Here is a 26,423-nt window from a genome sequence, read left to right on the forward strand (position 1 = left end):
GCCGGCCGCGGGCCGCCCTGTGGACCGAGGTCCGCGTCGTGCTGCCCGTGCTCGCGCGTCCGGCGGCGTCGGCCCGCGGGCCCACGAGCACGCCGTCCAGCGCATGGTCCAGGCCGGCGCGGTCCCGGTCACCCGGGCGCGGGTCCTCCTGGCACTCCGGCGCGACCGGGCACGCGGCGAGACCTGTCTGCCGGTCGTGGACGGGGGATCGGCGCCGCCCCTTGCCCGGCCCGGCCGGCGGACTGCTCGCGCGTCTGCCGCGCCGCCCGCCCACGGCGGCGGAAAGGACGCGGTAGGCACAGGCCGCCGCATGACCAAGGACCGAGCCAGGCCGTGGCCGTCCGGGGCATGCGTGGTGCCCCGGACGCTTCCACGGCCCTTACGGCCACGCGGGTTAGGCTCTTCTCCTCACGGTCACCGAAGAGGGGGGTTGCGGGGCATGAGCGGACTCGTGACGGCGGTCAGCAGCAACGGGGAGTACTCGTTCACCAAGCCGAACCGGGACAGCATCACGCTGCTCGCCGGGCTCGGTGTGGAGGGGGACGTGCACGCCGGCGTGACGGTCAAGCACCGCTCGCGCGTCGCGCAGGACCCCACCCAGCCCAATCTCCGCCAGGTCCACCTCATCCACGAAGAACTCTTCGCCGAGGTCGGTGAACGGGGCTTCGCGGTGGCGCCCGGCCAACTCGGCGAGAATGTCACCACACGCGGCATCGACCTGCTCGCCCTGCCGACCGGCACACTGCTGCGCATCGGCGACACCGCGGTCCTCGAAGTCACCGGCCTCCGCAACCCCTGCCCGCAGATCGACGCCTTCCAGCCCGGACTGCTGAAGCAGGTCGTCGGCCGCGACGAGGCGGGGAACGTCGTGCGCAAGGCCGGAATCATGAGCATCGTGCGGGAAGGCGGCGTGGTGCGCCCCGGCGACACCATCGAACCGCGACTCCCCGAGGGCCCGCACCGGCCCTTGACCCGCGTCTGACCTCTCCCGGTCCGGTCACGGCCCGGCCGAGGTGCCGGCCGTGGCGCGGGCCCGGTGGCCGTGACGTCCTGGTATGCCGTGCCGGGTCCAGGGACACCGGGTTCCCGACGTGGGTGGGTGCGCCGAGGCCGACGGTCAGGCTCGACCTGCCGGACCGTACGCCACACACGACGAACCGAGAAGGAACCCGGCGCACGGAGCCCAGAGGGACAGCCATGAACGAACCCGCCGCCAGGGGTCGCCCTTCGGTGCGTCGGCCATCTCGAGAACGGCGCCGCATCGCCATCCGCTCCGAGGACAGCCACCATCTCCCGGCCGGAGTCCGGCCTCGCAGGCATCTTCCTCCGCTCCGCCCGGTGGTCCGAACGAGACCGATCAGTAACTGTCGTAGCCGGGCTTGCCGTTCGGCCGGTAGACGCCGACGATGGTGCCGCCCTTCGTCGTCGAGACGCTGACCGGCTCCAGCGCGGTGGGGATCGCTCCGTCGGCGAACAGCCGCTTGCCGGTGCCGATGATCACCGGATGGACGGTCAGCCGGTATTCGTCGACGAGGCTGTGCCGCATGAGGGTCTGGACGAGGTCGCCACTGCCCACGACGTTGATGTTGCCGCCGTCGGATGCCTTCAGCTCGCGCACGGCATCGACGACGTCATCCCCCAGCAGCGTGGAGTTCTGCCACTCGACAGATGCCAGCGTCCGAGACGCCACGTACTTGTGCATGCTGTTCATCCGATGGGTGAACGGGTTGTCGGGATCGGCGGTCGGCCAGTACGACGCGAAGATCTCGTACGTCTTGCGGCCGAGCAGCATGGCGTCGGAGACCTCGTACCAGCCGGCGACAACCGTGCCGACCTCGTCGTCGGACGCCGGCTTCTGCCAGCCGCCGTACTCGAAGCCGCTCCGAGCGTCCTCGTCGGGACCGCCCGGTGCCTGCATGACACCGTCCAGTGTCAGGAACGTGCAAACGATGATTTTGCGCACGGTGCGCTCCCTTCGTCGACGGGTAGACCGCACACCTGCCGGAAACTCATCGGCGGGACTTCCCGCAGCGCGGCAACCTGCCAGCCCACGGGCGAGCAGATCCGGCGCCGGGCGAAGAAGAACCGGGTCGAGCTGTCTTTCACCCCGACCTGAGCGTCCTGGGCCAACCCGGTCGAGGTCCACTTCGGACCGTTGCGGCAATGCGGCGTCGCCACGGACTTCGCGGCGATGGGTGTCGCCGAGATCCTGCCGCACACCCATGACATCACCCGCGGTTCGAGCGTGGACCGGCTGCCGCCGGCACCGCTCTGCGCGGCCGTACTCGACCGACTGTTCCCCGACGCCCCGTCCGGTGGGCCCGTCCAGGATGTGGTCACAGCACTACTAGGGCGCTGTCCGGTGACGCGTGGCGAGCCGGTCGCCGAGTTCGCTGCGTGCGTACAGCACCGCTCGTCCGGCTCGGGCACGGGTGACGAGGCCGCAGGCGGTGAGGACGGCGAGGTGCTGGGAGACGGCGCTGGGGGTGACGCCGAGGACGCGGGCCAGTGATGTGGTGGTATCCGGGGCGTCGAGGGCGGCGAGGAGCGCTGCCTTCGGCCGTCCGATCAGCGCGGCGAGCGCGTCGGCGGGCGGCGCCGCCACCGCCTCCCACAGGGTGGCCACCCCGCGCGCCGGATAGTCGACGCGGGGCACCTCGCCGATCGGGGCCGTCGCCTTGCGGCCGAACAGGGTCGGGCACAGGGTGAGCCCGCCGCCGGCCGGTACCCGGCTGTGCGTGCCCATGGGATGCAGGCGCAAGACCCCGGACTCCCAGTGGACGTTGGGGTGCAGACCGGCGAAGAGGGCCGCGGCCCCGCCGTCGGCGAGCTGCTGCGCCCGGTACAGGATGTCCGCCTCCAGCACACCGCGCATCCTCGGCCAGTGCGGCTCCAGCGCCAGATGCCAGTACGCCTCCAGGGCGTCGGCGATCCGGTCGCGCAGTACGGCCGGGTCACCGCGCAGAACCGGTGGGACGCGCTGGTCGCGGTAGGCGGTCTCGATGTCCCGGCGGACGGTGGCCGGATCGGTGCGCCTGAGGATGTCCAGCTCCTCGGCCATGTCCGGTACACGGGTGCGGGGGCGGGGAGTGATGAAGTCCGGCAGCCAGCGCCGTTCGCTGACCAGGGCGTCCAGCAACTCGCCGTCCAGCACGGCCAGTCGGTCCCGGACCAGCCTGATCCACCGCATGTGCAGCGGGAAGTCGCCGGGATCGCGCAGCGCCCACAGGCTGTGGCAGGTCTCCTGCAACGGCGAGACGGCGAACCGGACACTGGCCAGGTCGTCCACCCCCAGCTCGATCTCGATCACCGTCCCCAGCCCCTCCCGCACCCGTCCGAGGATTCAGGCCCAGCCTAAATCCCTGTCGCCCGCCGGGCGAGGGCGGCTTCATTGGACGTCATGTTCCTGCCTCCACGCGGCCCCTTGCGGGTCTACGCCACCGTGACGTTCTTCGACTCCCTGGTCCCGGGCATCATGCTCGCGGGCGGCGTGCTGTTCTTCACCAAGGTCGCCCATCTGGGCGCGGTACAGGTCGGCAGCGGCCTGTCCCTGGCCGCGCTCGTCGGGCTCGCCGCGGCCGTGCCGGCCGGCCGCCTCGGCGACCGGATCGGACACCGCAGGCTGCTGATCGTCATCAGCCTGCTGCGCGCCCTGGTCCTCGGCGCCTACCAACTCGTCGACGGCTACGCGGCGTTCCTCGTCGTCGCCTGCCTCGCCGGACTCGCCGAGAGCGCGGTCGCCCCCGTCCGCCAGGCCTATCTCGGCACCATCACCACACCCGAGAACCGCGTGCGGACGCTCGCCTTCAACCGCGTCGTACGCAACATCGGCGCCACGCTCAGCACTCCCGCACTCGGCCTGGCCCTCGCCCTGGACAGTCCTGTGGCCTTCCGCGCCCTGATCGGCGCGGGCGCCGTGAGCGTGCTGATCGTCGCGCTCGTCGCGGTGCGCCTGCCCGAGACACCGGCGCCCTCCGCCGCGGCCGGTGCGGCCACCACCGGGCCGCGGCCGGCGCCGGGCAAGCGGGCCGGAGTCCTGCGCGACCGCCCCTACCTCGCCCTCGCCCTGCTCAACGGCGTGCTCATCATGCACATGGAACTCCTGGAAGTCGGCATGCCGCTGTGGGTCACCGGCCACACCCGGGCACCCGACTGGACCACGTCCGCGCTGCTCTTCCTCAACGTCCTGGTCGCCATCGGCCTTCAGATGCGGGTCGGGAACACCGTCACCGACGTGGGCTCGGCGGCCCGCGCGATGCGCCGCGGCGGCTACTGCCTGCTGGCCGCGTCCGCGGTGTTCGCCGCCACCGGAACGCTCGGCCCCCTGCCCGGCGCGCTCGCGCTGTTCGCCGCCGTCACCCTGCTGACCCTCACCGAACTGCTGCAGTCGGCCGGATCCTGGGGCCTGTCCTACGACCTGGCCGACGCCGCCCGCCTCGGCGAGTACCAGGGCGCCTGGAGCACGGGCACCCAACTCGTCCGCTCCTGCGGCCCGCTCCTGGTCACCCTCGCCCTGTCCTCCCTCGCCGAGACCGGCTGGCTCGTCATCGGCCTCGCCTACGCGGTGCTCGCGGCCTCGTCCGTCCCCCTGGCCCGCCGCGCGCACACCCGCACGGCCCAAGCCGCCGCGCAGCCACATCCACCGACATCGCACCAGCCCGCCCCCGCCCCGGCCCCGGCCGCCGGACCGCGGTGAGGCCGCCGCCAAGTCCCCGTCCTCCGGCCGGTAGTTCGGGGCAACCACTCGTACGGCGGTCCCGGCGGTCCCGGTGACGGAGGCAACCGGCACGGCGGCCGTGCGGCGCCCCTGGCGGTCAGCCGCCGACGTGCGCTCGGTGCGAGCCGGCGGGAACGGGTGAAAGCCGGTAGCCGCCCTCGTGGGTGACGACGTGTCCGGCGGTGGGCGGTGCGAAGTGGGTGCCCAGGAGCAGGGTCTCGGTGCCGGCGAGCGAGTCGAGGAGCGCGCGGCGGGACGCTTCGGAGCGTGCGGGGTCGATGTCGACGCAGGCGCCGATGGCGGGGTGGGCGAGCTGGACGGGATGGTGGACGCAGTCGCCGGTGATCAGGGCCGTCCGGCCGCGGCTGCTCAGTTCGACGGCGAGGTGCCCGGGAGTGTGTCCCGGGGTCGGGATCAGGCGCAGGCCCGGGACGATCTCGACGCCCCCGGCCGGGACCTCGACGAGGTCGAGCAGCCCCGCCCGCTCCACCGGGATCACGGAGTCGCGGAACATCTGCTCGCGCGGTGCGTCCATGTCGTACCCGGCCCAGAACTCCCGCTCGGTGCGGGAGGTGACGTAGCGGGCGTTGGCGAACGTGGGAACCCAGGCACCGTCCGCCTTCCGTGTGTTCCAGCCGACGTGGTCGGCGTGCAGATGGGTGAGGATCACCAAGTCGACGGATTCCGGCGGGAAACCGGCGGCCGTCAGGCGCCCGAGGTAGCCGGTGTCCAGGTCGTGCCAGGCGGGATTGGCCCGCTGCTTGCCGTTGCCGATGCCGGTGTCCACCAGGACGCGCCGCCCGCCGACGGCGAAGGCGAAGCTGTGGCTGTGAAGGCGCAGGACGCCGTCGTCGTCCGCGAAGTGAGGGCGTAGCCAGTCCTGTCCGGCGATGACGTCCGGGGTGGCGCCGGGCAGCAGCCACGGTCCGGTCGCGGGCGGCAGGAGAACCTCGTCGACGCGGTGGACGCGGACGTCGCCCACGGTCCAGGACGGAGTGGAGGTCGGGGGAGTGGTCATGATCGGTCCGTTCCGAGGAGCTAAACGCAATTCGTTTGCGTTAAATCACCGTAGGCCCTACAGTCCAGCTAACGCAAATGTTTAGCTTTTGGGTGTGGGTCCCCGTCCCGTCACCCCATCCGAGGAGAGAACACCCATGTCCTCCGCCGACCTCACCCCGCCCGAGGCGGCCCGCTGGGCCGCCCGCGCCGGGCTCCCGCTGGCCGCCGCACGCCACGCCGCCGTGGCGGCCACCGCCAACCACATCCACTCCGTCGTCGCGGTCCTGCGGGAACTGGACTTCGGCGACATCCCGCCCGCCCTCGCCTACCGCGCGGATCAGGAGACGAACGATGCGGCCGTATGAACTGTCGGTGAGCGCGGCGGCCGACGCCGTCCGAACTCGGCGGCTGTCTCCCGTCGAACTCGCGGACTCCGTCCTCGAGCGCGCCGAGCAGGTGGAACCGCGCCTCCGGGCGTACGTCGCCGTCGTCGCCGAGCACACCCGCCGGGCCGCGCGTGAAGCCGAGAACGACATCGCGGCCGGCCGTTACCGAGGTCCGCTGCACGGCATTCCCATGGGCCTCAAGGACCTGATCGACGTCGCCGGCGCGCCGACCTCGGCCAGTTCCCGGGTCAGGGCCGGCCACCGCGCGCAAGCGGACAGCACGGTCGCCGCCCGCCTGTCGGCGGCCGGCGCGGTCCTGGTCGGCAAGACCCACACCCACGAGTTCGCCTACGGCCTGACCACTCCGCAGACCGGCAACGCCTGGGACACGGGCCGGATCGCCGGCGGCTCCAGCGGCGGATCCGCCGTCGCCGTCGCCGCGGGCACCGCCCTTTTCGGCCTCGGCACCGACACGGGCGGATCGATCCGGGTGCCCGCCGCGCTGAACGGAGTGGTCGGTCTCAAACCGACCTACGGCCTGGTTCCCCGCCACGGCGTCACCTCGCTGTCCTGGTCGCTGGACCACGTCGGCCCGATCACCCGCACCGTCGAGGACGCCGCCCTGGTCCTGACCGCCCTCGCCGGACACGACCCCCGCGACCCCGCCTCCCTGACCACACCGGTCACCGACTACCGGCCGGCCGCGGACACGGACCTCACGGGGCTGCGCGTCGGCGTGCCCCGCACCTACTACTTCGAGCACGTCGACGTGGAGGTGGAGGCCGCCGTCCGGCACGCGATCGACCAGCTCCAGGCCCTCGGCGCACGCCTCGTCCCGGTCGAGATCCCCATGGCCCGCTACATCCGGGCCACCCAGTGGGGCCTGATGGTGCCCGAGGCCACCGCCTACCACGAGAGAACCCTGCGCACCGTCCCCGAGCTCTACCAGGCCGACGTCCGCGTACTCCTCGAGGCCGGCGAACTGGTCTCCGCCGGGGACTACTTGCGCGCCCAGCGCGCCCGCGCCCGCATGCGGCAGGAGTGGGCGCGCATGCTGCGGGAGGTCGACGTGATCGCCGCCCCCGCCGTGCCGATGACCGCCGTCAAGGCCGGCCAGGAGACGGTCACCTGGGCCGACGGCACCGTGGAAGGCGTTTCCGACGCCTACGTACGCCTGTCGGCCCCCGCCAACATCACCGGAGTGCCCGCCCTGTCCGTGCCGGTCGCCCAGGACGCGGCGGGCCTGCCGATCGGCATGCAGCTGCTCGGCAGGCCGCTCGGGGAGAGCGTGCTGCTGCGAGTCGGCCACGCCTACCAGCAGACCCGGCCGACGGCCACCCTCGCTCCGTCGGTCTGACCGCCTGCTCGAGCCCGCCTGCTCGGGCCCGCCTGCTCGGGCCCGCCTGCTCGGGCCCGCCTGCTCGGGCCCGGCCGCTCCGGCCGGGCCCGAGGAAAGCCACCGGGAGCGACCAGACGCAATGATTTCGCCTTAAGATGGCCGCATGAGCAGGCAGATGGTCCGTCCCGGCGGGCGCAGCGCACGCGTCCAGGCGGCGGTGCACGCCGCCGTACGCGAACTCGCGTCGGAGGTGGGCCGGGACGCCCTGACGGTTCCCCTGGTCGCCCAGCGCGCGGGCGTGACACCGTCGACGATCTACCGCCGCTGGGGGGACCTCCAGGAACTGCTGTCGGATGTCGCGGTGGAGCGTCTACGACCCGACGCCGAGCCCGAGGACCACGGTGCCCTGTCGTCCGACCTGACCGCGTGGGCCGAGCAGTTCCTCGACGACATGGCCTCCCCCGCCGGCCGCGCCTACATCCGCGACGCCCTGCTCGGCGACCCGGACGGCGGCAACGCCGGCCAGTGCTCCGCCTACGCCGCCGCGCAGATCGACGTCATCCTCGCCCGCGCCGCCGGACGCGGTGAGCGCACACCCGGCGTCGAGACGGTCATGGACCACGTCGTCGCCCCTCTGATGTACCGCATCCTCTTCCGTCCGGACGGGCTCGACACCTCCTACGCGCGCCGCCTCGTCACCGGCGTCCTCGGCCCGGACCGCGACTGACCGAGCGGCCCCGGCCGGCAGGCGCCGCGCCGGGCGGCCGGTGTCCCGATGTCCTCGCCGCGGGGAACCGCGAGGTACCCGTCCGGTCCCCACGGCTGCCCTGATGCCCCTGGTGCGCGGATCACCCGCCCCGGTATCCAGGAAGGAGTCGAGATCGCCATCAGATGAGGAACACGTGCACGAGCACTCCAGGACGAGGACGACCGGCACCGACACGAGCCGGGCGCCGGCCCGGCAGACCGCCGCCGGACCCCGCACGGTCGCGCGGAGCCTCGCGGCTCTGCAGGCGGTCGCCGGGAACGACGCCGTGGTGCGGATGCTGCGCCAGGCCGGACACCTGTCCGCCGACGAACACCGGCACGGCGCCGGCTGCGGGCACGACCAGCCCGCGGTACAGCGCTCCGCCGTCCATGATGTGCTGCGCGCCCCCGGACGCCCCCTGGACGAGGCCACCCGCCACGACATGGAGAACCGGCTCGGCGCCGACTTCTCCGATGTGCGGATCCACAACGACGCGGCGGCCCGCTCCTCCGCGGCCGAGGTGGGAGCGAGGGCGTACACCTCGGGCAGCCATGTCGTCATCGGGGACGGCGGCGCGGACCGGCACACACTGGCCCATGAACTGGTGCACGTGATCCAGCAGCGCCGGGGCCCCGTCGCGGGAAGCGACAACGGGGCCGGACTGCGGGTCTCCGACCCCGCCGACCGGTTCGAACGGGAGGCCGAGGCCACCGCGCACCGCGCCATGGCGGGGCACACGGCCGGGGCGCACGACGCCGGACCCGGTTCCGCGGCGCGCGCGGCGGACGGCGGACCGGCCGCCGTACAGCGGATCGTCAAGATCACTCCGGGCATGTACATGCGAGGAGTGAACGCCACCGAACAGACGGCCGCACCGCAGCTCCTGCGGTACCTGGCGATCGCGGTGCAGGACGAGGTGAGCCGCGCCCAGAACCTCGACCCCACGGGCACGTACGAGGCGGACCTCAAGGAGATCAGGCGCAGGCTCAAACCCGCCACCCTCGATGTGCCGGGGGCCCTCCAGCTGACCACCACGCTCGTCGGTGCGGTGAACAACCTTCTGGGGGACAAGCAGACCTACGTCGCCGACTACAACCCGCCGGACCACGAGGAGGGGCCGGGGGCCATGGTTCCGGTGCCGAACGCGGACACCCGGTACGCCACGGCGCCGAACACCGAGGAAACCGGCTACTTCCACTCGTCCCTGTCCAAGCAGACGGAGCCGTACTGGGGCAACGACGACACGATGCGGGAGAAGACCGGACGGTCGCTCGGGCCGGTCGTCGCCGCCGGAGCCCCGCAGGAGCAGCCCAGGCTCCAGAGCCACGCACGGGGCGGCGGGAACCTGCCGCTGACGCGGCTCACGCTGAAGCAGGCCGTCGACATGCTGCCGCGCCCGCTGCTCAACCTCATCTTCGACGTCCGCTACCAGTTGGAGGCACCGGACGCGGGACCGCGGCCCGTGATCGACGAGCGGACCGAAGCGCAGAAGGCGGCCCGCGACAAGAGCCCCAACCAGCCCGGAACCCTGCGCAGTTGGCATCAGGACGACTACGGCAGGCTGCCCGACAACGGCTTCGACCCGGCCAACGTCCCTCCGCACGCCCAGGGACTGCACGCCCACTACACCGCGCACTCGCAGTCCGGCGCGGGCTCATCGGTCCAGAACGCGGCCACGGCGCCGCGCGGCTTCGCCGAGTACACCGGCACGGGAAGCGACTGGGAGCACAACGTCAAGGTGGTGCTGGACTACATCGGCAAGCGCGTCTATCTGACCCTGACGCATTACCAGTACTGGGCACTGATCCCGCCCCAGAGCGAGGGCAAGCCGTACACGTTCTGGCAGGGACCGGGCCAGGACCTGGAAGCGGCCCGCGCGGAATTGGCCAATCAGCCGGGCGGCGCGGCCGGAATCATGATGAGTCCCTGGCTGGAAATCATGCTGTCCTGACCGCGCGCATTCGACCATTTATTTCGAGCCGGCCATGGGGGCGCCTTTTCCGAGGCGCCCCCATGTCACGCCGTGGTGTCAGTGAATGTTGATCGAGAGGATCTCGTGGATGTGGCCCGGGTTCCACGAGCTCCACTTCTGGAGGGTGACGGTTTCGAGCCGCGGATTGCTCAGCTCGCGCTGGTACTGCAGGGTCACGACGTTGTTCCCGGATTCGACCCAGTTCACGCCGTAGATGGCGACGGGCATCGAGCCGGCATTGGCGAAACAGAGCGTGTCGCGGCCCTCGTTGTTGTGGATTTCGAGGTAGCTGTTCTCGTTGCAGTCCGTACGGTTGATGGACGGCCCGATGGCGGAAGCCGTGGTGACGGAGGCCGTGGCAGCCGTGGCCGGCACGATCGTGGCGGCCAGTGCGGCCACGGAGACTGCGGCAATGCCGAGGGAACGGCGCACTGGAAGCTTCATTGTTTTCCTCTCGGAGGCGGGGCCGGAGGCTCTACCGTCGCACACGCTTCCATCTCGTCGAAAGCCTGCCTATCGGCCAGACCGACACGCTCGTGCACGCTCACACGCGCAGCGTGAGCGATCCCACGTTTGGCTCGCACAAAACCGGTATAGCCAGCTCGGGAAGGCAAGAGGACAACCGTATTCGGAGGGAAAGAGGGGGGCGGTATGAAGGAACGCTTCACGGTGAGCCGTGGACGTCACGTTGGTGATCAGGGACGACACAGGGACGGATCGGTGACAGGTGCCAGCCGAAAATCGTGGAACCAAAAAACTCCTTTTCCTATCGCATGCCGGAGTCCGGTCGGCCGTCGGCACCCGCACCGCATAGGGCCCGCATAGGTCTGCTATGGGACGAGCCGGTGGGCTGGGTGAACGCTTGTCAACAGGAGGGTGAAACCGTTGTCGGATCGACGGAGAAGACGTGCGCTCGCGACAGGGCTGGGCGCGGTGTCGGTGATGGTACTGGGGCTGGTGACGCTGCCCGCGGGACAGGCAGGCGCGGCGGCAGCGGCCTGCACCTGGCAGAAGGCCGTGTGGGATCTGCCCACCGGAACCGACGTGGGCAGGCTCGACGGCTATGACGGCGACCGCTGGGCCGTCGGCACCACGGGCACCCGGCCGTTGTGGGGCGAAGGCATCACCGACCCGCGGGGGACGCTGTGGGACAACGGGAAGGTCGCGCTGCGGGTCGCCGATGAGATCCCGCACTTCAGAGACGTGAACGCGGCCGGATCGATCGTCGGCGACACCATCGTCGGCGACAAGTTCGTCGCGGTCACCATCGACCACGACGGCACGACCCATCAGCTGCCGGGCAGCGCCACGTGGGACGGCTACTCCGCCGAACTCGTCAGTGACAACGGCGACATCGTCGGCAGGGCCACCAGCAACCTGAAGTCCCAGGTGGTGGTGTGGCCGGCCGGCGCTCCGGGCACCTACCGCGTCCTGCCCACCCCGGATGTCGGCTATCTGCATCTCCAGGACGTCGACAGCCAGGGCAGGATCATCGCCCAGGGCGATTCCGGCTTCGGCGGCGCGGTCTGGGACACCGACGGCCAGTGGCGCAAGCTCGCGTCGAACGGCACCCCGTGGGCCGTGCGGGACGGCCGCGTCGTCGGCGGTCTGAACGACACCAACGCCGCGGCCGAGTGGAGCGCGCGCGGCGGTCTCGTCCGCACCATCGGCGGCGGCGCCCTCGACGCCACGGCCATCGGAGGAAGCGGTACGGTCGGCGGCCACAGGTTCGTGAACTCACAGCTACGGCCGGTGCTGTGGCGCAACGGCGCGGTCAGCGACCCGCTGTCCAGCGTCGCGGCCGGTTTCGCCCTGCGCTGGCTCAGCGACGACGAACGCACCCTGGTCGGTGTCGAATCACGCCGGCCGGTCGAGTACGACTGCGGCTGATCCGGTGTGACACGGCCTTGAGCATCGTGTGCCGTACGACCGGACCGTACGGCACACGGTGCCCTGAGGCACGTCAGCGTCCGCTTCCGTGGTGCGGCGGAACCCGACCGGTCCCCGACCCACCACCGTGGGACGGGGCCGGCGGCCGCGGACCCAGGGGAGCGGAACGTTCCACCTCCGAAGTCCCGGGCACGTCACCGGAGTCGACTCGACCGTGGTGGCGGACGGCGAAGATCCAGCGGTTCGTCGCGAGGGCGTCGTCGTTCGGTTCCGGGCGGGGGCCGCGACCGTGCAGGGCGGTGAAGTCGTACGGCGTGCGGACGGTCACCGTCCAGCCCCGCGTGGCCAGTTCGCCCGCTGTGTCGGGACGGGGCGCGCTGTCGAACAGGCCGAGGAGGTCGATGCCGGTCCGCTGTCTGGCCGCCGTGTAGACCGGGCTGGTCCGCATCCGTGACGACTCGATGCCGTCCTTGATCTCGTAGGCCAGGGAGCTGCCCGCCGCGCTCAGCCGGTCGATCGTGGCGACGAGGCGGCGCTCGGCCGCCGCCGGGAGGTACAGCAACAGCCCCTCGGCGAGCCACGCGGTGGGCGCGCAGGCGTCGAAGCCCGCGTGCGGCAGCGCCTCGGACCAGTCGAGCCGGACGTCGGCCGGCAGGGTCCGGCGCTCGGCCGTGGGGACGGCGCCGGCCTGGTCGAGCACCGCCTGCTTGAACGCCAGCATCTCGGGGGTGTCCACCTCGTGCACCACGCAGCCCGGCGGCCACCGGAGGCGGAACGCCCGGCAGTCCAGGCCCGCGCCCAGCAGTACGACCTGCCGGACGCCCCGGCGCGCCGCATGGAGCAGATGGTCGTCCAGGACGCGGGTGCGCAGGCCGAAGTACCGGCCGAGCCGGCCCCACAGCGGGTCCGCCTCCCCGGCGGGCACCTGCCCGGGACGGACCGGCCAGTCGGCCGACACCGGCGCCGCGCGCACGAAGTGCTCCGCGAACGGGTCCCGGGCCAGTGCGTCCGGGCGATGGGTCTCGATGGCGCGGGCCGCGGCCACCAGGAGGGCGGTGCGGCCCACACCTTCGGCGACACCGGGGCTCAGTCCGGCCGTGCCGCCCGGGTTCGGTCCGGTGACGGGGCGCACGTCTCCTCCTCGGGTCGGTCCACGGGCGCGGTCCAGGCCCGCGGGTCGTCCGTGGTGGTGGTCCGGGCGCCGTAGACGACGCGCATGAACCGGAGCAGTGAGTCGTACGGCAGGTGCAGCGCGGTCGTGCAGTCGGTCAGGACGGTCACGTGGAAGCCCTTCTGGAAGGCGGTGCGGGCGGTGGAGTCCACGCACACGTCCGCGTACAGCCCGGCGAGGACCAGGTGGCTCACGCCCCGCGCGCCGAGGTACGTCCCGAAGCCGTCGGACAGGAAGGCGTCGAAGCAGGCCCGCTTGGTGAAGACCCGCTCGTCCGGGGCCGGGACGACGGCGTGGAAGCGGGCGCCCCACGAACCCTCCAGGCACTTGGGCCGCTTGCCGAGCGCACGGTCCCGCGACCGCCAGCTCGGGCCCTGGTGTTCGGGGTCGCCGGCGAAGCGCACGAAGACCACCTCCACGCCGCGTTCGCGGGCCAGGGCCACCGCCCGGACACAGCCGGCGACGGCCCGTTCCAGCGCGGCGGGGTCCTTGCCGAAGCGGGCCGGGGCCGCCGGGCCGGCGCAGAAGTCGTTCTGGAGGTCCACGACGACGAGGGCCGTCCTCCCCGGATCTCCACCGGTCATGGCCCACCGACCAGGGCGTCGTCCCTCGGTGTCCCGTCGGCCGGGGGTCTGTCGAGCAGGTCGAGCAGGGCGTCGACCACGGTGGTGGTGGAGTGCCGTCCGCCGAGGTCCGGGGTGCGCACGCCCCGCTCGTCCAGGGTGCGCAGGGCCTGCTCGGTGGCGCGTACCGCTCCGGGGCATCCGGCGTGGCGCTCCGCGACGCGTGCCGCCGCGCGGATCGTCGCCACCGGGTTGACGAGATCCTTGCCGGCGAGGTCGTCGGCGGACCCGTGGACCGTCTGGTACTCCACCAGGCCGGCCGGCCCCGCGTCGAGACAGACGTTCTCGGCGCAGCGGTTCTCCTGCCGCTCGGAGCCGAAGCGGTCGAGCAGCACGACGTGCATGATGTCGGCCCACTCGTTCCCCGCGACGATCAGCGTGCGGTCGGGCAGGCCGTGGGTGATCAGGTTGCGGTTGACCGTGTCCGGCTGGAACAGGTCGACGCGTATGCCGAGCCGGTCCGCGAGTTCGTCCACCCAGGCGTCGAGGGCGCCGTCCAGCAGATGGAACTTGTAGGCCATGACGATGCGGTCGAGGCGCCCGTCCGGCCACTCGTGCCGGGCCCGGCGCAGGGCGTAGGCGACCACGGCCTCGGTGATCTCCCGGCTGAAGGTCATGGTGCGGGTGACCTCGCCGGGTGTGTGCCGGTTGACCCCGGTGTAGAACCCCTGGGCCTGGTCCCGTATCAGCAGCAAAGAGCGTCCGGCGCCGGTGAGGAGGTCGACCTTCACGGAACGCAGCCGCTGCCGTACGAGATACAGGGACTGGGCGTTGACGGCGGTACGGAAGACCGCCCGAGTGCCCCGCGCGGCCAGGGTGCGGCAGAACCGTTCGTAGTGGTCGGCGTCCTGCGCGGTCAGCGCCCGGATCCGGTCCACGTCCCGTTCGGCGCGCAGCGAGAAGTACGAGTGGTACAGGCGCGGGGAGCGTTCGATCACCACGCCGTGCGGGTGCCCGGCGGTCAGCGCGCCGAGGACCCGCTCGAAGACCTCCGCGACCTCCGGGCCGGTGCCCCGGCCCACCGCCAGGCCGATGACGGGCTTCTCGGGGCCCGACTCGCCTGCGGGCGCGATGACTTCGGGAAGGGTCATCGGACCGTGCCCGCGGTGAGGTGGTCGCCGGGGATGCCGGCCTTCTCCGGACGGTAGTAGTCCCGGATGCCGTCCGCCCACGTCGTCGCGGCGACGCGGTCGCCGTCGACGGGCCGGAAGGCGTCGAACAGGGCCTCGATGTTGGGCCGTTCGAAGCCGATGGCCGTCATCAAGGAGGTGAAGTGGGGACGTTCCACGAAGCCGTCACCGTCCGGGTCGCCCATGGCGGCCAGCGCCTTCGCGAACTCGTCCACCGTGGCGTCGAACCGCTGCGGGTCGAGCACGATCGCGGTGAACTCCTCCGGGCTGATCCGTCCGTCGCCGTCGGCGTCCAGCTCGCTGACGAGCGTCTGCCAGTAGCGGCGGAAGGCGCCGAGCAGCGCGCTCTTCGCGCCGTCGCCGGCCTCGGGCACCGCCGCGATGACCCGCTTGCCCATCAGCTCGAAGTCGTCCGCCTCCAGCACGCCGTTGCCGTCGGCGTCGAACAGGGAGAAGACGAGCCGGACGCGGTCGTTGGCCTCGGTGGTGGGCATGGTGTGTCCCCTCTTGACGGTAGGGATGCTCGGCGGGCCGCCGGCGGAACCCGGTCCCGGCGGCCCGACCACTATCCGTTCGCCTCCGGCGCCCCGGCGCGGAAAGCAGGGCCCGTGCACACGAAGGAGGGGATTCGGCGGGCCGGCGCATGAAAGGTCACGGACCTGGGCAACCGCGGTGCGCCGGCGGGACGCGGGCTCACCGGCCCGATGGCCGGCAGGTGCGCCGCCCGCGCGGTCGGTCTCGCCGGCGCCGCCGCCCCGACGGCGCTTCCTCGGCCGAGTCCGGATCGGCGCGTCGCGAGCGACGGAAACCGCGTCCCGTCCACGCGTTCGCCGGAACCGTTGACGCATTGGTCCAGACCTTCTACGTTGTGAGCGCTCGGTCAGGCAACGCGCACGCTCGGTTCACCTCACCCCTGTACCACCCCACGACCACAGGGAGAGCCATGTTCCACCGGCGCAGACCACCGCTCGTCCTCTCTCGAAGAAACCCGTCAGGAGCGCCCTCCGGCAGCTCCGGCAGCTCCGGTACCGACGGCCCCGGCGCGCGGCGTCGCGGCGGCCGGTTCCGGTGGCGGATCGCCGCCCTGGGCACCGCGCTGCTGCTGCCGCTCGGCGTGCTCACCGGGCTCGCCGCGCCCGCCCACGCCGCCGGGTCACTGACGGCCACGTTCACCGCACAGGACAACGGCTCCTGGTGGAAAGGGACTTACGTCGTCCGCAACAGCGGCTCGGCCGCCGTCAACGGCTGGAGCCTGGAGTTCGACCTGCCGGCCGGAGTCTCCGTCACCGGCCACTACAACGGCGACGCGACCGTCTCCGGGCGGCACGTGAGCGTGAAGAACGCCCACTACAACGCCAACGTCCCGGCCGGCGGCAGCACCGAGCCGTACAGCTACTGGTTCATCGCCAACGGGCCGATCGGCACCCCGACGGGCTGCACCGTCAACGGCGACAAGTGCGACGGCACCCCCGACGTCCCGCCGACCGCGCCCGGCGCACCGAAGGCGACCGCGGTCACGGTGCACTCCGTCGCGCTGAGCTGGGCCGCCGCACAGGGCGGCGACCATCCCGTGGCCTCGTACGAGGTGCTCGGCGGACCGGGCGCCGCGGTCACCGCGACCGGCACCTCGGCCACCGTCACCGGCCTGGCCCCGGCGACGGGTTACACGTTCACCGTGCGCGCCAGGGACACCCGCGGGAACGCGGGACCGGCGAGCGCCCCGCTGACCGTCCGGACCGTCGATCCGGCCACCGACCCGGCGCCGCCGACCGCGCCCGGCAATCTGCGCACCACCGGCAAGACGTCCTCCGGTGTCGGCCTCGCCTGGGACAGGTCCACCGACAACGTCGCCGTGGCCGCGTACGACGTGTACCGCGGCGGCACGCTGGCGAAGACCGTCGGCGCGGACACCACGACGGCCACCGTCGACGGGCTCTCTCCCGCCACCGCCTACACCTTCACCGTCAGGGCCCGGGACACCGCCGACAACACCTCACCGGCGTCGGACGCGGTGACCGTGACCACCGACGACGTGGCCGGGCCGGGCAAGCAGCTCAAGGTGGGCTACTTCGCGCAGTGGGGCATCTACGGCCGCCAGTACTTCGTGAAGAACCTGGACACCTCCGGCGCCGCCGCCAGGCTCGACGTCGTCAACTACGCCTTCGAGAACCTCGATCCCGCCAACCTCACCTGCCAGGCGGGAGTGACCAAGGGCGTCTCCGCCAACCCGCAGGACCCCGACGAGGGGACCGGCGCCGGCGACGCGGACGCCGACTACGCGCGCCCCATGTCGGCCGCCCAGTCCGTGGACGGGATCGCCGACGACGGCTGGGGCAGGCTCCGGGGCAATCTCAACCAGTTGAGGAAGCTGAAGGCCAAGTACCCGAAACTGAAGGTCGTGGTGTCGCTCGGCGGCTGGACGTACTCGAAGTTCTTCTCGGACGCAGCCGCCACGCAGGCCTCCCGGGAGAAGTTCGTCAAGTCCTGCGTCGACGTGTGGATCAAGGGCAATCTGCCCGTCTACAACGGCGCGGGCGGCCCGGGCACGGCCGCCGGGATCTTCGACGGCATCGACATCGACTGGGAGTGGCCCGGCTCCGAAGGGCATCCGGGCAACCACTACGGCGCCCAGGACAAGGCCGGCCTGACCGCGCTGCTCGCCGAGTTCCGCAAGCAGCTCGACGCGCTCGGCGGCGAACACCGGCTGCTGACCGCGTTCACCCCGGCCGACCCGGCGAAGATCTCCGCGGGCTGGGACCTGACCCGCATCTTCGACTCGCTGGACTACGCCAACGTCCAGGGCTACGACTTCCACGGCGCCGGCAGCGACAACTCCTGGGAGCCCGGACGCACCGGCCAGGGCTCCAACCTCTACGCCGACGCGCAGGACCCCTACCCCTTCCACTTCAGCGTCGAGAACGCGGTCAAGGTCTACCTCGACGCCGGCGTCAACCCCCGCAAGCTGACGGTGGGCTTCCCGTTCTACGGGCGCGGCTGGCAGGGCGTGACCGACGGCGGGGCCGCGGGCGAGTGGCAGGCCGCCAACGGCGCGGCGCCCGGCCAGTTCGACACCGAGGCCGGAGTGCGCGGCTACGACAACCTGATCACCAGCTTCCCGGCCATGACCGTCCGCCACGACGAGCAGTCCGTCTCGACGTTCGGCTACACCGGCCCGGGCGGCCAGTGGTGGACCTTCGACGACGCCTGGTCGATCGGGAAGAAGACGGCCTGGATCAAGTCCAAGGGGCTGCTGGGCGGCTTCGTCTGGGAGATGTCCGGCGACACACCGAACGGCCGGCTCATGACCGCGCTGAGCGACGGCCTGGGGTGACGGGCCCACGGCGGCGCCTGGTGCCGCGTACGACTCCCGGGCGGGCGGTCGGCGGACCGCCCGCCCGGGTCGCACGGCCCGGGCGCGGCCGACGACGCACCCGGTGGGGCGGGCGACCTCGTCCGGTGTGGCGGCCCCGGCGGTCTACTGCTTCTTGAACGACCGGATCTGGTAGCTGCCCTGGAGGTTTCCTCCGTGGCCGGCGGCGGTGGATCCGACCCGTGCGTTGTAGTTGGTCTGCGTGTAGTACTGCACGCGGTGGCCGGTCCCGTTCCACAAGGACAGCACGTTCTTGCCGTTGCGGATGAAGGAGCACAGGTCGGCGGTGTTGGCGACCTTCTCCGCCGTCCACTGGCAGCGGGTGCCGCCGCCGTCCCAGCCGCTGTAGATGCAGAAGTGTCCCGGATCGCAGTGGAAGGCCGCGGCGGCGCTGGTGCCGGCCGGGGCCGCCGCGGTGGCCGACGCGGCGGGGGCCGTGCCCAGGGCCGCCGTGAGGGCGAGGGCGGCGAGGGCGAGTGAGGTGACAGGACGCATGGTGGGTGGAGTCCTTCCCGCTGGATTCGTCGCCGGTGTCCCCGGACGACGGCTGCCAGTGTCACGTACGGTGAACGACTCACACCAGAGCGTGCCGGATGGCGCGCGAGGCGTTCCGGGCGGTCGCCGGCGCGGCGGTGCGAGTGGAGTCCTCCGGCGGAGGCAGGGGAGCGTGCGGACGGGCGGCGCGCCGGTCCCGCGCCCACCGGCGAGAAACCGCCTGGAACCGGGCGGGCTTGTGGCGGCCGGGCGCCGCCCCCGGTTGTCGGTGGCGGATGGAAGAGTGGCCCGCATGATCGCATCAGACCCGAAGGCGGACCTCCTCCGATACCTGCGTCAGGCGCGGGACGCCCTGGTGTGGAAGCTCGACGGGCTCTCGGAGTACGACATCCGCCGGCCGCTGACCCCCACCGGAACGAACCTGCTGGGACTGGTCAAACACGTCGCCGGCGTGGAGTTGGGATACTTCGGCGACACGTTCGGACGTCCGTTCTTCGAGGGCGAACCGCCGCCCTGGTGGTACACGCGGGAGACGGAACCCAACGCGGACATGTGGGCCACCGCGGACGAGTCACGGGAAGAGATCGTCGGGCTCTATCGCCGGGCGTGGGAGCACTCCGACGGCACGATCACGACGCTGGCGCTCGACGCGACAGGACACGTCCCGTGGTGGCCGGAGGAACGACGGGAGGTGACACTCCACCACGCCCTGGTGCGCGTGCTCTGCGACACCCAGCGGCACGCCGGCCACGCCGACATCGTGCGCGAACTGGTCGACGGCTCCGTCGGATACGCACCGGGCAAGGGCAACCTGCCGCCGGAGGACCAGGCATGGTGGGAGGGCCACCGGCGCCGGCTGGAGCGCGCGGCACGGGACGCGGCGAACGTCTGACCGCGCGCGGTGCCCGGTCTCAGCCCAGCAGTTCGCAGACGAGCGCCGCCACTTGCCGGGCCTCGATCAGGAACCCGTCGTGCCCGTACGGCGACTCCACCAGCCTGAGCCGGTCGGCGCCCGGGATCAGCGCGGCCAGTTCCGCCTGCTGGGCCGGCGGGTAGAGGCGGTCGGAGTCCACCCCGGCGACCAGGGTGGGCGTGGTCACCCGCCGCAGGGCGGCCCGCGCACCACCCCGGCCCCGGCCCACGTCGTGGGCGTTCATCGCCTCGGTGAGGACGACGTAGCTCGCCGCGTCGAACCGCCGTACCAGCTTGGCCGCGTGATGGTCCAGATAGGACTGCACCTGGTAGCGCCCGCCGCGCCACGGGTCCTCCACGCCCTGCGGCAGACGGCCGAAGCGGACCTGGAGTTCCGGCTCGCTGCGGTAGGTGACATGGGCCAGGCCGCGGGCCAGCTCCAGCCCCGCGTGCGGCCCGCGCCCGGTGTCGTGGTAGTCGCCGCCCTGCCAGTACGGGTCCGCGCGGATGGCCCGCACCTGGAGGTGCGCCCACGCGATCTGCTCCGCGCTCGCCGCCGCCGTCGTCGCGAGCAGCAGCAGCGCGCCCGTCCGCGCCGGGTACGACACCGCCCACTCCACGGCCCGCATCCCGCCCATCGAGCCGCCGACGACCAGCGCCCACCGGTCGATCCCCAGCGCGTCCGCGAGACCGGCTTCCGCGGCCACCTGGTCGCGCGGGGTCAGGAACGGGAACGCCCCGCCCCAGGACCGCCCGCCGCCGGGACGCCGGGAGGCCGGTCCCGTGCTGCCCTGGCAGCCGCCGAGCACGTTCGGCGCGACGACGAACCAGCGGTCGGTGTCCAGCGCCCGGCCCGGACCGACGAGCGTGTCCCACCAGCCGGGAGTCGGGTGCCCGGGACCGGCCGGGCCGGCGACATGGCTGTCCCCGGTGAGCGCGTGCAGCACCAGGACGGCGTTGGAACGGTCCGGCGCGAGCGTCCCCCAGGTCTCGAACGCGAGCCGTACGCCCGGCAGTTCGCCGCCCGCCTCCAACGGCAGCGGCTTCTCGGCGTCGTACCACCGGCGCCGGCCGGGCGGGTCCCCCTCCCGCCAGGCCCCGGTGGCCGGCGGAATAGGTGCCTCGGCAGCGGCGACGGCGTGCACCTACGCGCCCTTGGCCGCGCGGAAACCGGCCTCCAGGTCCGCCTTCAGGTCGGCGAGGGACTCGATGCCCACCGACAGGCGCACCAGTCCCGGCGCGGTACCGGTGGCCTCCAGCTGCGCCTCGTCCAGCTGGCTGTGCGTGGTGGACGCCGGGTGGATGATCAGGCTGCGTACGTCACCGATGTTGGCGAGGTGACTGAACAACTCCACGCCGTCCACGAACCGTTTGCCCGCCTCGACACCGCCGCGCAGTTCGAAGGAGACGATCGCACCGGCACCGCGCGGCAGGTACTTCCGCCCGGCCTCGTACCAGGTGCTGGACGGCAGGCCGGGGTAGTGGACGACGGCCACCTCGTCGCGCTGCTCCAGCCACTCGGCGAGCGCCTGGGCGTTGGCCGTGTGCCGCTCGATCCGCAGGCTCAGCGTCTCCACTCCCTGCAGCAGCAGGAACGCGGAGTGCGGGGACAGCGCCGGGCCGAGGTCGCGCAGCAACTGCACCCGCAGCTTGACCGCGTAGGCGCCGGGGCCGAGCGCGGGCCAGTACCGCAGACCGTGGTAGCTCGGGTCCGGCTCGGTGAAGTCCGGGAACCTGTCGGCGTGCGCGCCGAAATCGAACGTACCGCCGTCCACGACCACGCCGGCGATGGCGGTGCCGTGGCCGCCCAGGAACTTCGTGGCCGAGTGCACGACGATGTCCGCGCCGTGCTCCAGCGGCCGGAGCAGGTACGGCGTCGGTACCGTGTTGTCCACGATCAGCGGAACTCCCGCCGCGTGCGCCACGTCGGCCACCGCCCGCACGTCGAGCACGTTGCCGCGCGGGTTGCCCAGCGACTCCGCGAACAGCGCCTTGGTGTTCGGCCGGATCGCCGCCCGCCACGCCTCCGGGTCGTCCGGGTCGTCCACGAAGGACACCTCGATGCCGAAGCGGGGCAGCGTGTGGCGGAACAGGTTGTAGGTGCCGCCGTAGAGGGAGGTGCTGGAGACGATGTGGTCGCCGGCGCTCGCCAGGGTGAGGAGGGCCAGCGTCTCCGCCGCCTGCCCGGAGGACAGCGCCACGGCCGCCACACCGCCCTCCAGGGCGGCCAGCCGCTGCTCCAGGACGTCCTGGGTGGGGTTGTGGATGCGGGTGTAGATGTTGCCGGGCTCGGCGAGCGAGAACAGGTCGGCGGCGTGCCCGGTGTCCCGGAACACGAACGACGTGGTCTGGTAGATCGGCGTGGCGCGGGCGCCGGTCACCGGATCGGGCGCGGCACCGGCATGGACCTGCTGGGTCTCGAAGGACCAGGCCGGTGTGCCGGAGCCGGCGGACGGCTCCCCGGGGGCGTGGCCGGCGGTGACGGAGTCGGGGGAAGGGCTGCTCATGGTGCTCCTCGTGCGGGAGAGCGGCGCTGAGTTGCGATGAGGTAAGCACGGCGCCGCCGCCCGGGGACAGGGCGATCCGCACCGTGCAACGAGGACTTCACAAACGACATCCGCGCGCGACGACCGTCCGCACGCGCGACCGATGGGACGGACCTCTGTGCGGGAGGCCGAGGCCCGGCCTCCCGCGCACACCGTCAGCGGCGCACGGTCGCCGGACCGGCCGGTGTGTCACCGCGCAGCGTGATGCGGTGCATGACACGGTGCTGGTCGCCGTAGTCCCGATTGGCGTAGTGGGCCGTGCTGCGGTTGTCCCACAGGGCGACGTCACCCGGCTGCCAGCGGTGCCGTACGACATGCTCGGGCTTGGTGAGGTGGGCGTAGAGGATGTCGAGGATGCCCCGGCTCTCGTGCTCGGAGACGCCCACGATGTGCGAGGTGAAGCCGGGATTCACGAACAGGCCCTTGCGGCCGCTCTCCGGGTGGACGCGCACCACCGGGTGCTCCACCGGCGTCAGCGCGGTGAACACCTCGCCCTCCCACAGGTTGCCGCGCCCGCCCCGGCGCTGGGCCAGGTAGTACCCGAACTCGCGCGTGCCGTCGTGGACGGCGGTCAGCGTGTCGACGTAGTCCCGCAGGCCCGGCGAGAGCGACTCGTAGGCGAGCTGGCTGTCCGCCCAGTTGGTGTCGCCGCCGCTCGGCGGCAGCACCACGGCCCGCAGGACGGAGATCGCCGGCGGACGCCGTACGAACGTCACGTCCGTGTGCCAGACGTCGGCGAACCCGTTGTCCTGGCTGTCCAGCGCGTACACCTCGGGCGCCACGTCACCGGAGTCGTGGACCGGATGCCCGACGGTGACCTCGCCCAGCCGCCGGCCGAACTCGATCTGCGCGGCGTCGTCGAGGTCGTGCTGGCCGCGTACGAAGAGCACCTTGTACGCCACGAGCGCCTCGCGCAGCGCGAGTACCTGGTCGTCGGTGAGGCGGCCGAGGGCGATGCCGTGGATCTCGGCGCCGAAGCGCGGGCCGAGCGCGGTGACCGGCAGCAGCGCCGGGGCGGGCCGCTCGCTGAGCAGGCTCATGTGTGTGTCCTTTCCGGGTCGGGGGAACGGGGGTCAGGCCGCGGCGGCGGCCTTGACGGCGTGGGACACCCGCGCGCGCAGCTTCGCGAACTCGCCCGAGTTCCGCAGCTCTTCGGCGTCCACGTCGCCGCGCGGCAGCGGGATCGGGAGGTCCAGGGCCACGGTGCCCGGGCTCCGGGTCAGCACGACGATGCGCGAGCCGAGGAACACCGCCTCGTCCGCCGAGTGCGTCACGAACACCGTGGTGCGGCCGGTCCGCTCGGTCACCTGGCGGACGTCCTCCTGGAGCCGTTCCCGGGTCAGCGCGTCCAGCGCCGCGAAGGGTTCGTCGAGCAGCAGGAGCGGGTTCTCGGCGGCGAGGGCGCGGGCGATGGCGACGCGTTGCTGCTGGCCGCCGGAGATCTCCCAGACCCGGCGGTTCTCGACCCCCGTGAGGCCCACACGGTCCAGCAACTGCGCCCGCCGCTCCGGTCGTCGGGCGCGCTCGACGCCCGCGTACCGCAGTGCCAGGTCGATGTTGCCCCGCACGGTCCGCCACGGGAACAGGCGTGGTGTCTGGAAGACCACCCCGGCGGACACCCCGGGCCGTGGTTCGGCACCGCGGACACGCACCGAGCCGTGCGTGGGCCGCTCGAACCCGGCGATGAGCCGCAGCAGCGTGCTCTTGCCGCATCCGGAGGCGCCCACCAGGACCAGGAACTCCCCGGCGGGGACGGTCAGGTCGACGGGCCCCACGGCGGTGAAGCCCTCGCCGCCCCGGCCGTACCGGTGAACGACCCCGTCGAGGCGGATGGCCCCGGCGTGCACGGCGCCGGCCTCCCGCGTGGACGCGGTGACATCACTTGAGGGCATCGGGCAGCCCCTTGAGATAGAACGCCTCGCGGACGACGTCCTCGGACGGCGCGGCGTCGATCTGTTGCTGGTCGGCCAGGAAGCGCGCGGTGTCGGTGACGTAGGCGAGCAGCTTGCCGGGGCTGCGATCGGTGCCCAGCCAGTCGGCGGACGCCACCTGCTCCGGGGTGAGGAACACTCCCTGCCGGAGCTGGGCTTTCGCGTCCGTCGCGCTGATGCCGAGTTCGGCCGCGACGGCCGCGACCGAGCCGTCGGGGTCGTCCTTGAGCAAGCGCAGCGCCCGTGCCTCCGCCGTGCGCCAGGCGCTGATCGCCTGCGGGTCCCTGGCGATGAGGTCGTCCGAGACCACCGCCAGGTCGAGCGTCGGTCTGCCCGCCGCGCCTATCTCCTTGCTGCTGGTGAGCTGGGTGCCGGTCGTACGCAGCTCGTCCAGGGTGGGCAGCCACACATAGGCGGCGTCGATGTCGCCGCGCTGCCAGGCGGCGAGGATGGCCTGCGGCTGGAGATCGACGAGTTTGACGTCGGAACTCCTCAGTCCGGCCGTCCGCAGGGCCGCCAGCAGGCTGTAGTGCGAGGTCGAGGCGAAGGGAGTGGCGACGGTCTTCCCCTTGAGGCCCGCGACGGAGGAGACGCCGCTGCCCTTGCGCGCGACGAGGGCCTCGTTCTCCCCGGCGACGTCCAGGACCCACGCGACCTTGTACGGGATCGGCGAGCCGCCCGAGATGCCGCGGGCGAACGGGCTGGAGCCCAGCGCCGCGATGTCCAGCGACTTGCCGAGGAAGGCCTGGTTCACGGCGGCCCCGGAGTCGAACTTGATCCAGGTGATGCTGTAGTCCGGCAGCTCCTTCTCCAGCAGCTTCCTGTTCTTCACGAGCAGGTCGCCGCTGGGGAAGGCGAAGTAGCCGATGCGCAGCCGCGGGGAGCCGCCCGACGTCGACGCCTCACCGGACGAGCAGCCGGTGACGGCCGCGGAGACGGCGGCGAGCGCACCGGCCAGCAGGAGCCGGCGGGAAGCGCCTTGGGGCACACGGGACATGACGAAGCCGTTTCTGTGCTGGGTTCGGGGGAGGGGAGGGGGTGTGCGAGCGGGGGCCTGCGCGCCGGTGCCTGGACGGGCCGTACGCCGACGCGACCGGGAGGAGGAGGACGGGGACTGCGGAGGCCGGTGCTACGCGCGGCCGCGCCACGGCACGAGGACGCGCTCCAGCCGCAGCAGCAGGCCGTCGATCACCAGGCCGGAGACGCCGATGGTGATGATGCCGACCAGCACCACCGGGGTGTTGTTGTAGTTGGCGGCGTCCTTGACCATGCCGCCGATACCGGGCAGCCCGTTGACCAGCTCGGCGGCCACCAGGGAGGAGTAGGCCACGCCCACGGCGAGCCGGACGCCGGTGAGCGTCTCCGGCAGCGCGGACGGGACGACGACGTCCTTGACCACGTTCCACCGCGAGGCGCCGAGGGCACGGGCGGCCTCGATCAGACTCCTCGGCACGGCCGCGACAGCCGTGGTGGTCGACACCGCCACGGGCGGGAACGCGGCCACCGCCAGCAGGGTGACCTTGGGCTCCTCGTTGATGCCGAGCCAGATCACGAGCAGGGAGAAGTACGCCAGCGGAGGCAGGGTGCGCAGGAAGGTGATCCAGGGCTCGAACAACGCGCGCAGCCAGCCGACGGTACCCATGAGCAGCCCGAACAGCACCCCGAAGGCGACACCGATACCGGCGCCGATCGCGATGCGGCGCAGGCTGATGCCCAGGTGTTCGACGAGGTAGGTGCCGTTGTACCCGCGTACACCCTGGTGTGTCGTGGACACGTTGACGAACGCGTCCCACACCTTGGCCGGTGGCGGAACCAGTGTCTCGCTCCAGGTGCCGCTCGCCGCCAGCAGCTGCCACAGCGCGAGGAAGACGAGGAGCGAACCGAGCGGCAGCAGGATGGGGCCGACACGGGCCCAGGCGTGCCGCGTCGGGAAGGGCCGCCGAGGTGGCAGTCCGGTGTGCGGCTCGGTGGTGCGGGGTTCGGACAGTGGGGGAGTCGTGGACACGGGCGTCCTCCATGGGACGCCGGGGAGGAACGGCCTCAACGGCGGAGGGCGGCGGTCGGCCCCGGCGTGGGTGTTGCTGAACGATGCGGACGGAGCACCCCGGCAGGGCGCGACAAAGACCCTCGTCCGGGTGACGTCACCGGACGACGAGCGGCGCGGGAACAGGCCGGATCAGCAACAACACGAGCC

General features: G+C 72.3%; 24 protein-coding genes. 9 read left to right on the plus strand and 15 right to left on the minus strand.

Annotated features, from left to right (window positions below):
* Nucleotides 1-439: 439 nt before the first annotated feature.
* On the plus strand, nucleotides 440-982 hold the full coding sequence (locus SCK26_RS35780) for an MOSC domain-containing protein (protein ID WP_318206164.1): 543 nt from the start codon (nucleotides 440-442) through the stop codon (nucleotides 980-982).
* A 375-nt stretch (nucleotides 983-1,357) separates the two neighbouring features.
* Here the strand turns inward: SCK26_RS35780 and SCK26_RS35785 are convergent, their stop codons facing one another.
* Together SCK26_RS35785 and SCK26_RS35790 are read right to left on the minus strand one after the other, a co-directional pair.
* Nucleotides 1,358-1,963, minus strand: a complete 606-nt coding sequence (locus tag SCK26_RS35785) for a dihydrofolate reductase family protein (protein ID WP_318205538.1) — start codon at nucleotides 1,961-1,963, stop codon at nucleotides 1,358-1,360.
* A gap of 384 nt (nucleotides 1,964-2,347) precedes the next feature.
* On the minus strand, nucleotides 2,348-3,331 hold the full coding sequence (locus SCK26_RS35790) for an ArsR/SmtB family transcription factor (RefSeq protein WP_318205539.1): 984 nt from the start codon (nucleotides 3,329-3,331) through the stop codon (nucleotides 2,348-2,350).
* Nucleotides 3,332-3,400: 69 nt separating this feature from the next.
* On the opposite strand from SCK26_RS35790, the gene SCK26_RS35795 reads away from it, so the two are divergent.
* Nucleotides 3,401-4,696 (plus strand): MFS transporter, encoded by a 1,296-nt coding sequence (locus SCK26_RS35795; RefSeq protein ID WP_318205540.1) that lies wholly within the window; start codon nucleotides 3,401-3,403, stop codon nucleotides 4,694-4,696.
* Between the two features lie 118 nt (nucleotides 4,697-4,814).
* On the opposite strand, the gene SCK26_RS35800 is transcribed toward SCK26_RS35795, so the two are convergent.
* Nucleotides 4,815-5,735 carry an MBL fold metallo-hydrolase gene (locus SCK26_RS35800; protein WP_318205541.1) on the minus strand — a complete coding sequence of 307 codons (921 nt, stop codon included), beginning with the start codon at nucleotides 5,733-5,735 and terminating at the stop codon, nucleotides 4,815-4,817.
* 136 nt (nucleotides 5,736-5,871) lie between these two features.
* Here SCK26_RS35800 and SCK26_RS35805 point away from each other — a divergent pair, with 136 nt between their 5' ends.
* The 4 genes from SCK26_RS35805 to SCK26_RS35820 all read left to right on the plus strand — a co-directional run bounded on the left by SCK26_RS35805 (nucleotide 5,872) and on the right by SCK26_RS35820 (nucleotide 10,140).
* On the plus strand, nucleotides 5,872-6,081 hold the full coding sequence (locus tag SCK26_RS35805; protein WP_318205542.1) for a hypothetical protein: 210 nt from the start codon (nucleotides 5,872-5,874) through the stop codon (nucleotides 6,079-6,081).
* Nucleotides 6,068-7,459: an amidase gene (locus SCK26_RS35810; RefSeq protein WP_318205543.1), complete on the plus strand. Its 1,392-nt coding sequence runs from the start codon at nucleotides 6,068-6,070 to the stop codon at nucleotides 7,457-7,459. The genes SCK26_RS35805 and SCK26_RS35810 overlap by 14 nt, the downstream gene beginning before the upstream one ends.
* A 145-nt stretch (nucleotides 7,460-7,604) precedes the next feature.
* Nucleotides 7,605-8,168: a TetR/AcrR family transcriptional regulator gene (locus SCK26_RS35815; RefSeq protein WP_318205544.1), complete on the plus strand. Its 564-nt coding sequence runs from the start codon at nucleotides 7,605-7,607 to the stop codon at nucleotides 8,166-8,168.
* Between the two features lie 175 nt (nucleotides 8,169-8,343).
* A complete protein-coding gene (locus tag SCK26_RS35820; protein WP_412080815.1) occupies nucleotides 8,344-10,140 on the plus strand; it encodes a DUF4157 domain-containing protein in 1,797 nt (598 codons plus the stop codon).
* 78 nt (nucleotides 10,141-10,218) lie between these two features.
* Here the strand turns inward: SCK26_RS35820 and SCK26_RS35825 are convergent, their stop codons facing one another.
* Nucleotides 10,219-10,605 (minus strand): beta/gamma crystallin domain-containing protein, encoded by a 387-nt coding sequence (locus SCK26_RS35825; protein ID WP_318205545.1) that lies wholly within the window; start codon nucleotides 10,603-10,605, stop codon nucleotides 10,219-10,221.
* A gap of 498 nt (nucleotides 10,606-11,103) precedes the next feature.
* Between SCK26_RS35825 and SCK26_RS35830 the strand changes: the two genes are divergently transcribed.
* Nucleotides 11,104-12,051: a hypothetical protein gene (locus tag SCK26_RS35830; RefSeq protein WP_318205546.1), complete on the plus strand. Its 948-nt coding sequence runs from the start codon at nucleotides 11,104-11,106 to the stop codon at nucleotides 12,049-12,051.
* A gap of 73 nt (nucleotides 12,052-12,124) precedes the next feature.
* Here the strand turns inward: SCK26_RS35830 and SCK26_RS35835 are convergent, their stop codons facing one another.
* The 4 genes from SCK26_RS35835 to SCK26_RS35850 are packed head-to-tail and all read right to left on the minus strand — an operon-like array spanning nucleotide 12,125 to nucleotide 15,469.
* Nucleotides 12,125-13,183 (minus strand): class I SAM-dependent methyltransferase, encoded by a 1,059-nt coding sequence (locus tag SCK26_RS35835; protein WP_318205547.1) that lies wholly within the window; start codon nucleotides 13,181-13,183, stop codon nucleotides 12,125-12,127.
* Nucleotides 13,138-13,806 carry a cysteine hydrolase family protein gene (locus tag SCK26_RS35840; protein WP_318205548.1) on the minus strand — a complete coding sequence of 223 codons (669 nt, stop codon included), beginning with the start codon at nucleotides 13,804-13,806 and terminating at the stop codon, nucleotides 13,138-13,140. Before SCK26_RS35840 ends, SCK26_RS35835 begins: the two co-directional genes overlap by 46 nt.
* On the minus strand, nucleotides 13,803-14,936 hold the full coding sequence (locus SCK26_RS35845; RefSeq protein ID WP_318205549.1) for an isocitrate/isopropylmalate family dehydrogenase: 1,134 nt from the start codon (nucleotides 14,934-14,936) through the stop codon (nucleotides 13,803-13,805). The genes SCK26_RS35840 and SCK26_RS35845 overlap by 4 nt, the downstream gene beginning before the upstream one ends.
* The gene (locus SCK26_RS35850) at nucleotides 14,933-15,469 is read right to left on the minus strand and encodes an EF-hand domain-containing protein (RefSeq protein WP_318205550.1); all 537 of its coding nucleotides are present in this window, start codon (nucleotides 15,467-15,469) and stop codon (nucleotides 14,933-14,935) included. Before SCK26_RS35850 ends, SCK26_RS35845 begins: the two co-directional genes overlap by 4 nt.
* Before the next feature lie 449 nt (nucleotides 15,470-15,918).
* On the opposite strand from SCK26_RS35850, the gene SCK26_RS35855 reads away from it, so the two are divergent.
* Nucleotides 15,919-18,306, plus strand: coding sequence for a glycosyl hydrolase family 18 protein (locus tag SCK26_RS35855; protein ID WP_318205551.1), 2,388 nt, complete (start codon nucleotides 15,919-15,921; stop codon nucleotides 18,304-18,306).
* Between the two features lie 144 nt (nucleotides 18,307-18,450).
* Here SCK26_RS35855 and SCK26_RS35860 read toward each other — a convergent pair whose 3' ends face one another.
* Nucleotides 18,451-18,840, minus strand: coding sequence for a peptidase inhibitor family I36 protein (locus SCK26_RS35860; protein ID WP_318205552.1), 390 nt, complete (start codon nucleotides 18,838-18,840; stop codon nucleotides 18,451-18,453).
* A gap of 292 nt (nucleotides 18,841-19,132) precedes the next feature.
* On the opposite strand from SCK26_RS35860, the gene SCK26_RS35865 reads away from it, so the two are divergent.
* Nucleotides 19,133-19,732, plus strand: coding sequence for a DinB family protein (locus tag SCK26_RS35865; RefSeq protein ID WP_318205553.1), 600 nt, complete (start codon nucleotides 19,133-19,135; stop codon nucleotides 19,730-19,732).
* Nucleotides 19,733-19,751: 19 nt separating this feature from the next.
* Here the strand turns inward: SCK26_RS35865 and metX are convergent, their stop codons facing one another.
* The 6 genes from metX to SCK26_RS35895 form a co-directional block, all read right to left on the minus strand.
* Nucleotides 19,752-20,897: a homoserine O-acetyltransferase MetX gene (metX, locus tag SCK26_RS35870; protein ID WP_318205554.1), complete on the minus strand. Its 1,146-nt coding sequence runs from the start codon at nucleotides 20,895-20,897 to the stop codon at nucleotides 19,752-19,754.
* Entirely contained in the window at nucleotides 20,898-22,259 is a 1,362-nt protein-coding gene (locus tag SCK26_RS35875; RefSeq protein WP_318205555.1) for a bifunctional o-acetylhomoserine/o-acetylserine sulfhydrylase, read from the minus strand. It lies immediately after the preceding gene.
* 194 nt (nucleotides 22,260-22,453) lie between these two features.
* Nucleotides 22,454-23,338 carry a TauD/TfdA dioxygenase family protein gene (locus SCK26_RS35880; RefSeq protein ID WP_318205556.1) on the minus strand — a complete coding sequence of 295 codons (885 nt, stop codon included), beginning with the start codon at nucleotides 23,336-23,338 and terminating at the stop codon, nucleotides 22,454-22,456.
* Between the two features lie 33 nt (nucleotides 23,339-23,371).
* Nucleotides 23,372-24,190, minus strand: a complete 819-nt coding sequence (locus SCK26_RS35885) for an ABC transporter ATP-binding protein (protein ID WP_318205557.1) — start codon at nucleotides 24,188-24,190, stop codon at nucleotides 23,372-23,374.
* Nucleotides 24,177-25,226 carry an ABC transporter substrate-binding protein gene (locus SCK26_RS35890; protein ID WP_318205558.1) on the minus strand — a complete coding sequence of 350 codons (1,050 nt, stop codon included), beginning with the start codon at nucleotides 25,224-25,226 and terminating at the stop codon, nucleotides 24,177-24,179. The genes SCK26_RS35885 and SCK26_RS35890 overlap by 14 nt, the downstream gene beginning before the upstream one ends.
* Before the next feature lie 132 nt (nucleotides 25,227-25,358).
* The gene (locus tag SCK26_RS35895) at nucleotides 25,359-26,234 is read right to left on the minus strand and encodes an ABC transporter permease (protein ID WP_412080816.1); all 876 of its coding nucleotides are present in this window, start codon (nucleotides 26,232-26,234) and stop codon (nucleotides 25,359-25,361) included.
* Nucleotides 26,235-26,423 lie beyond the last annotated feature (189 nt).

Origin of the sequence: Streptomyces sp. SCL15-4 (genome assembly GCF_033366695.1) — a bacterium.
In the GTDB taxonomy this organism is placed as follows: Bacteria; Actinomycetota; Actinomycetes; order Streptomycetales; family Streptomycetaceae; genus Streptomyces.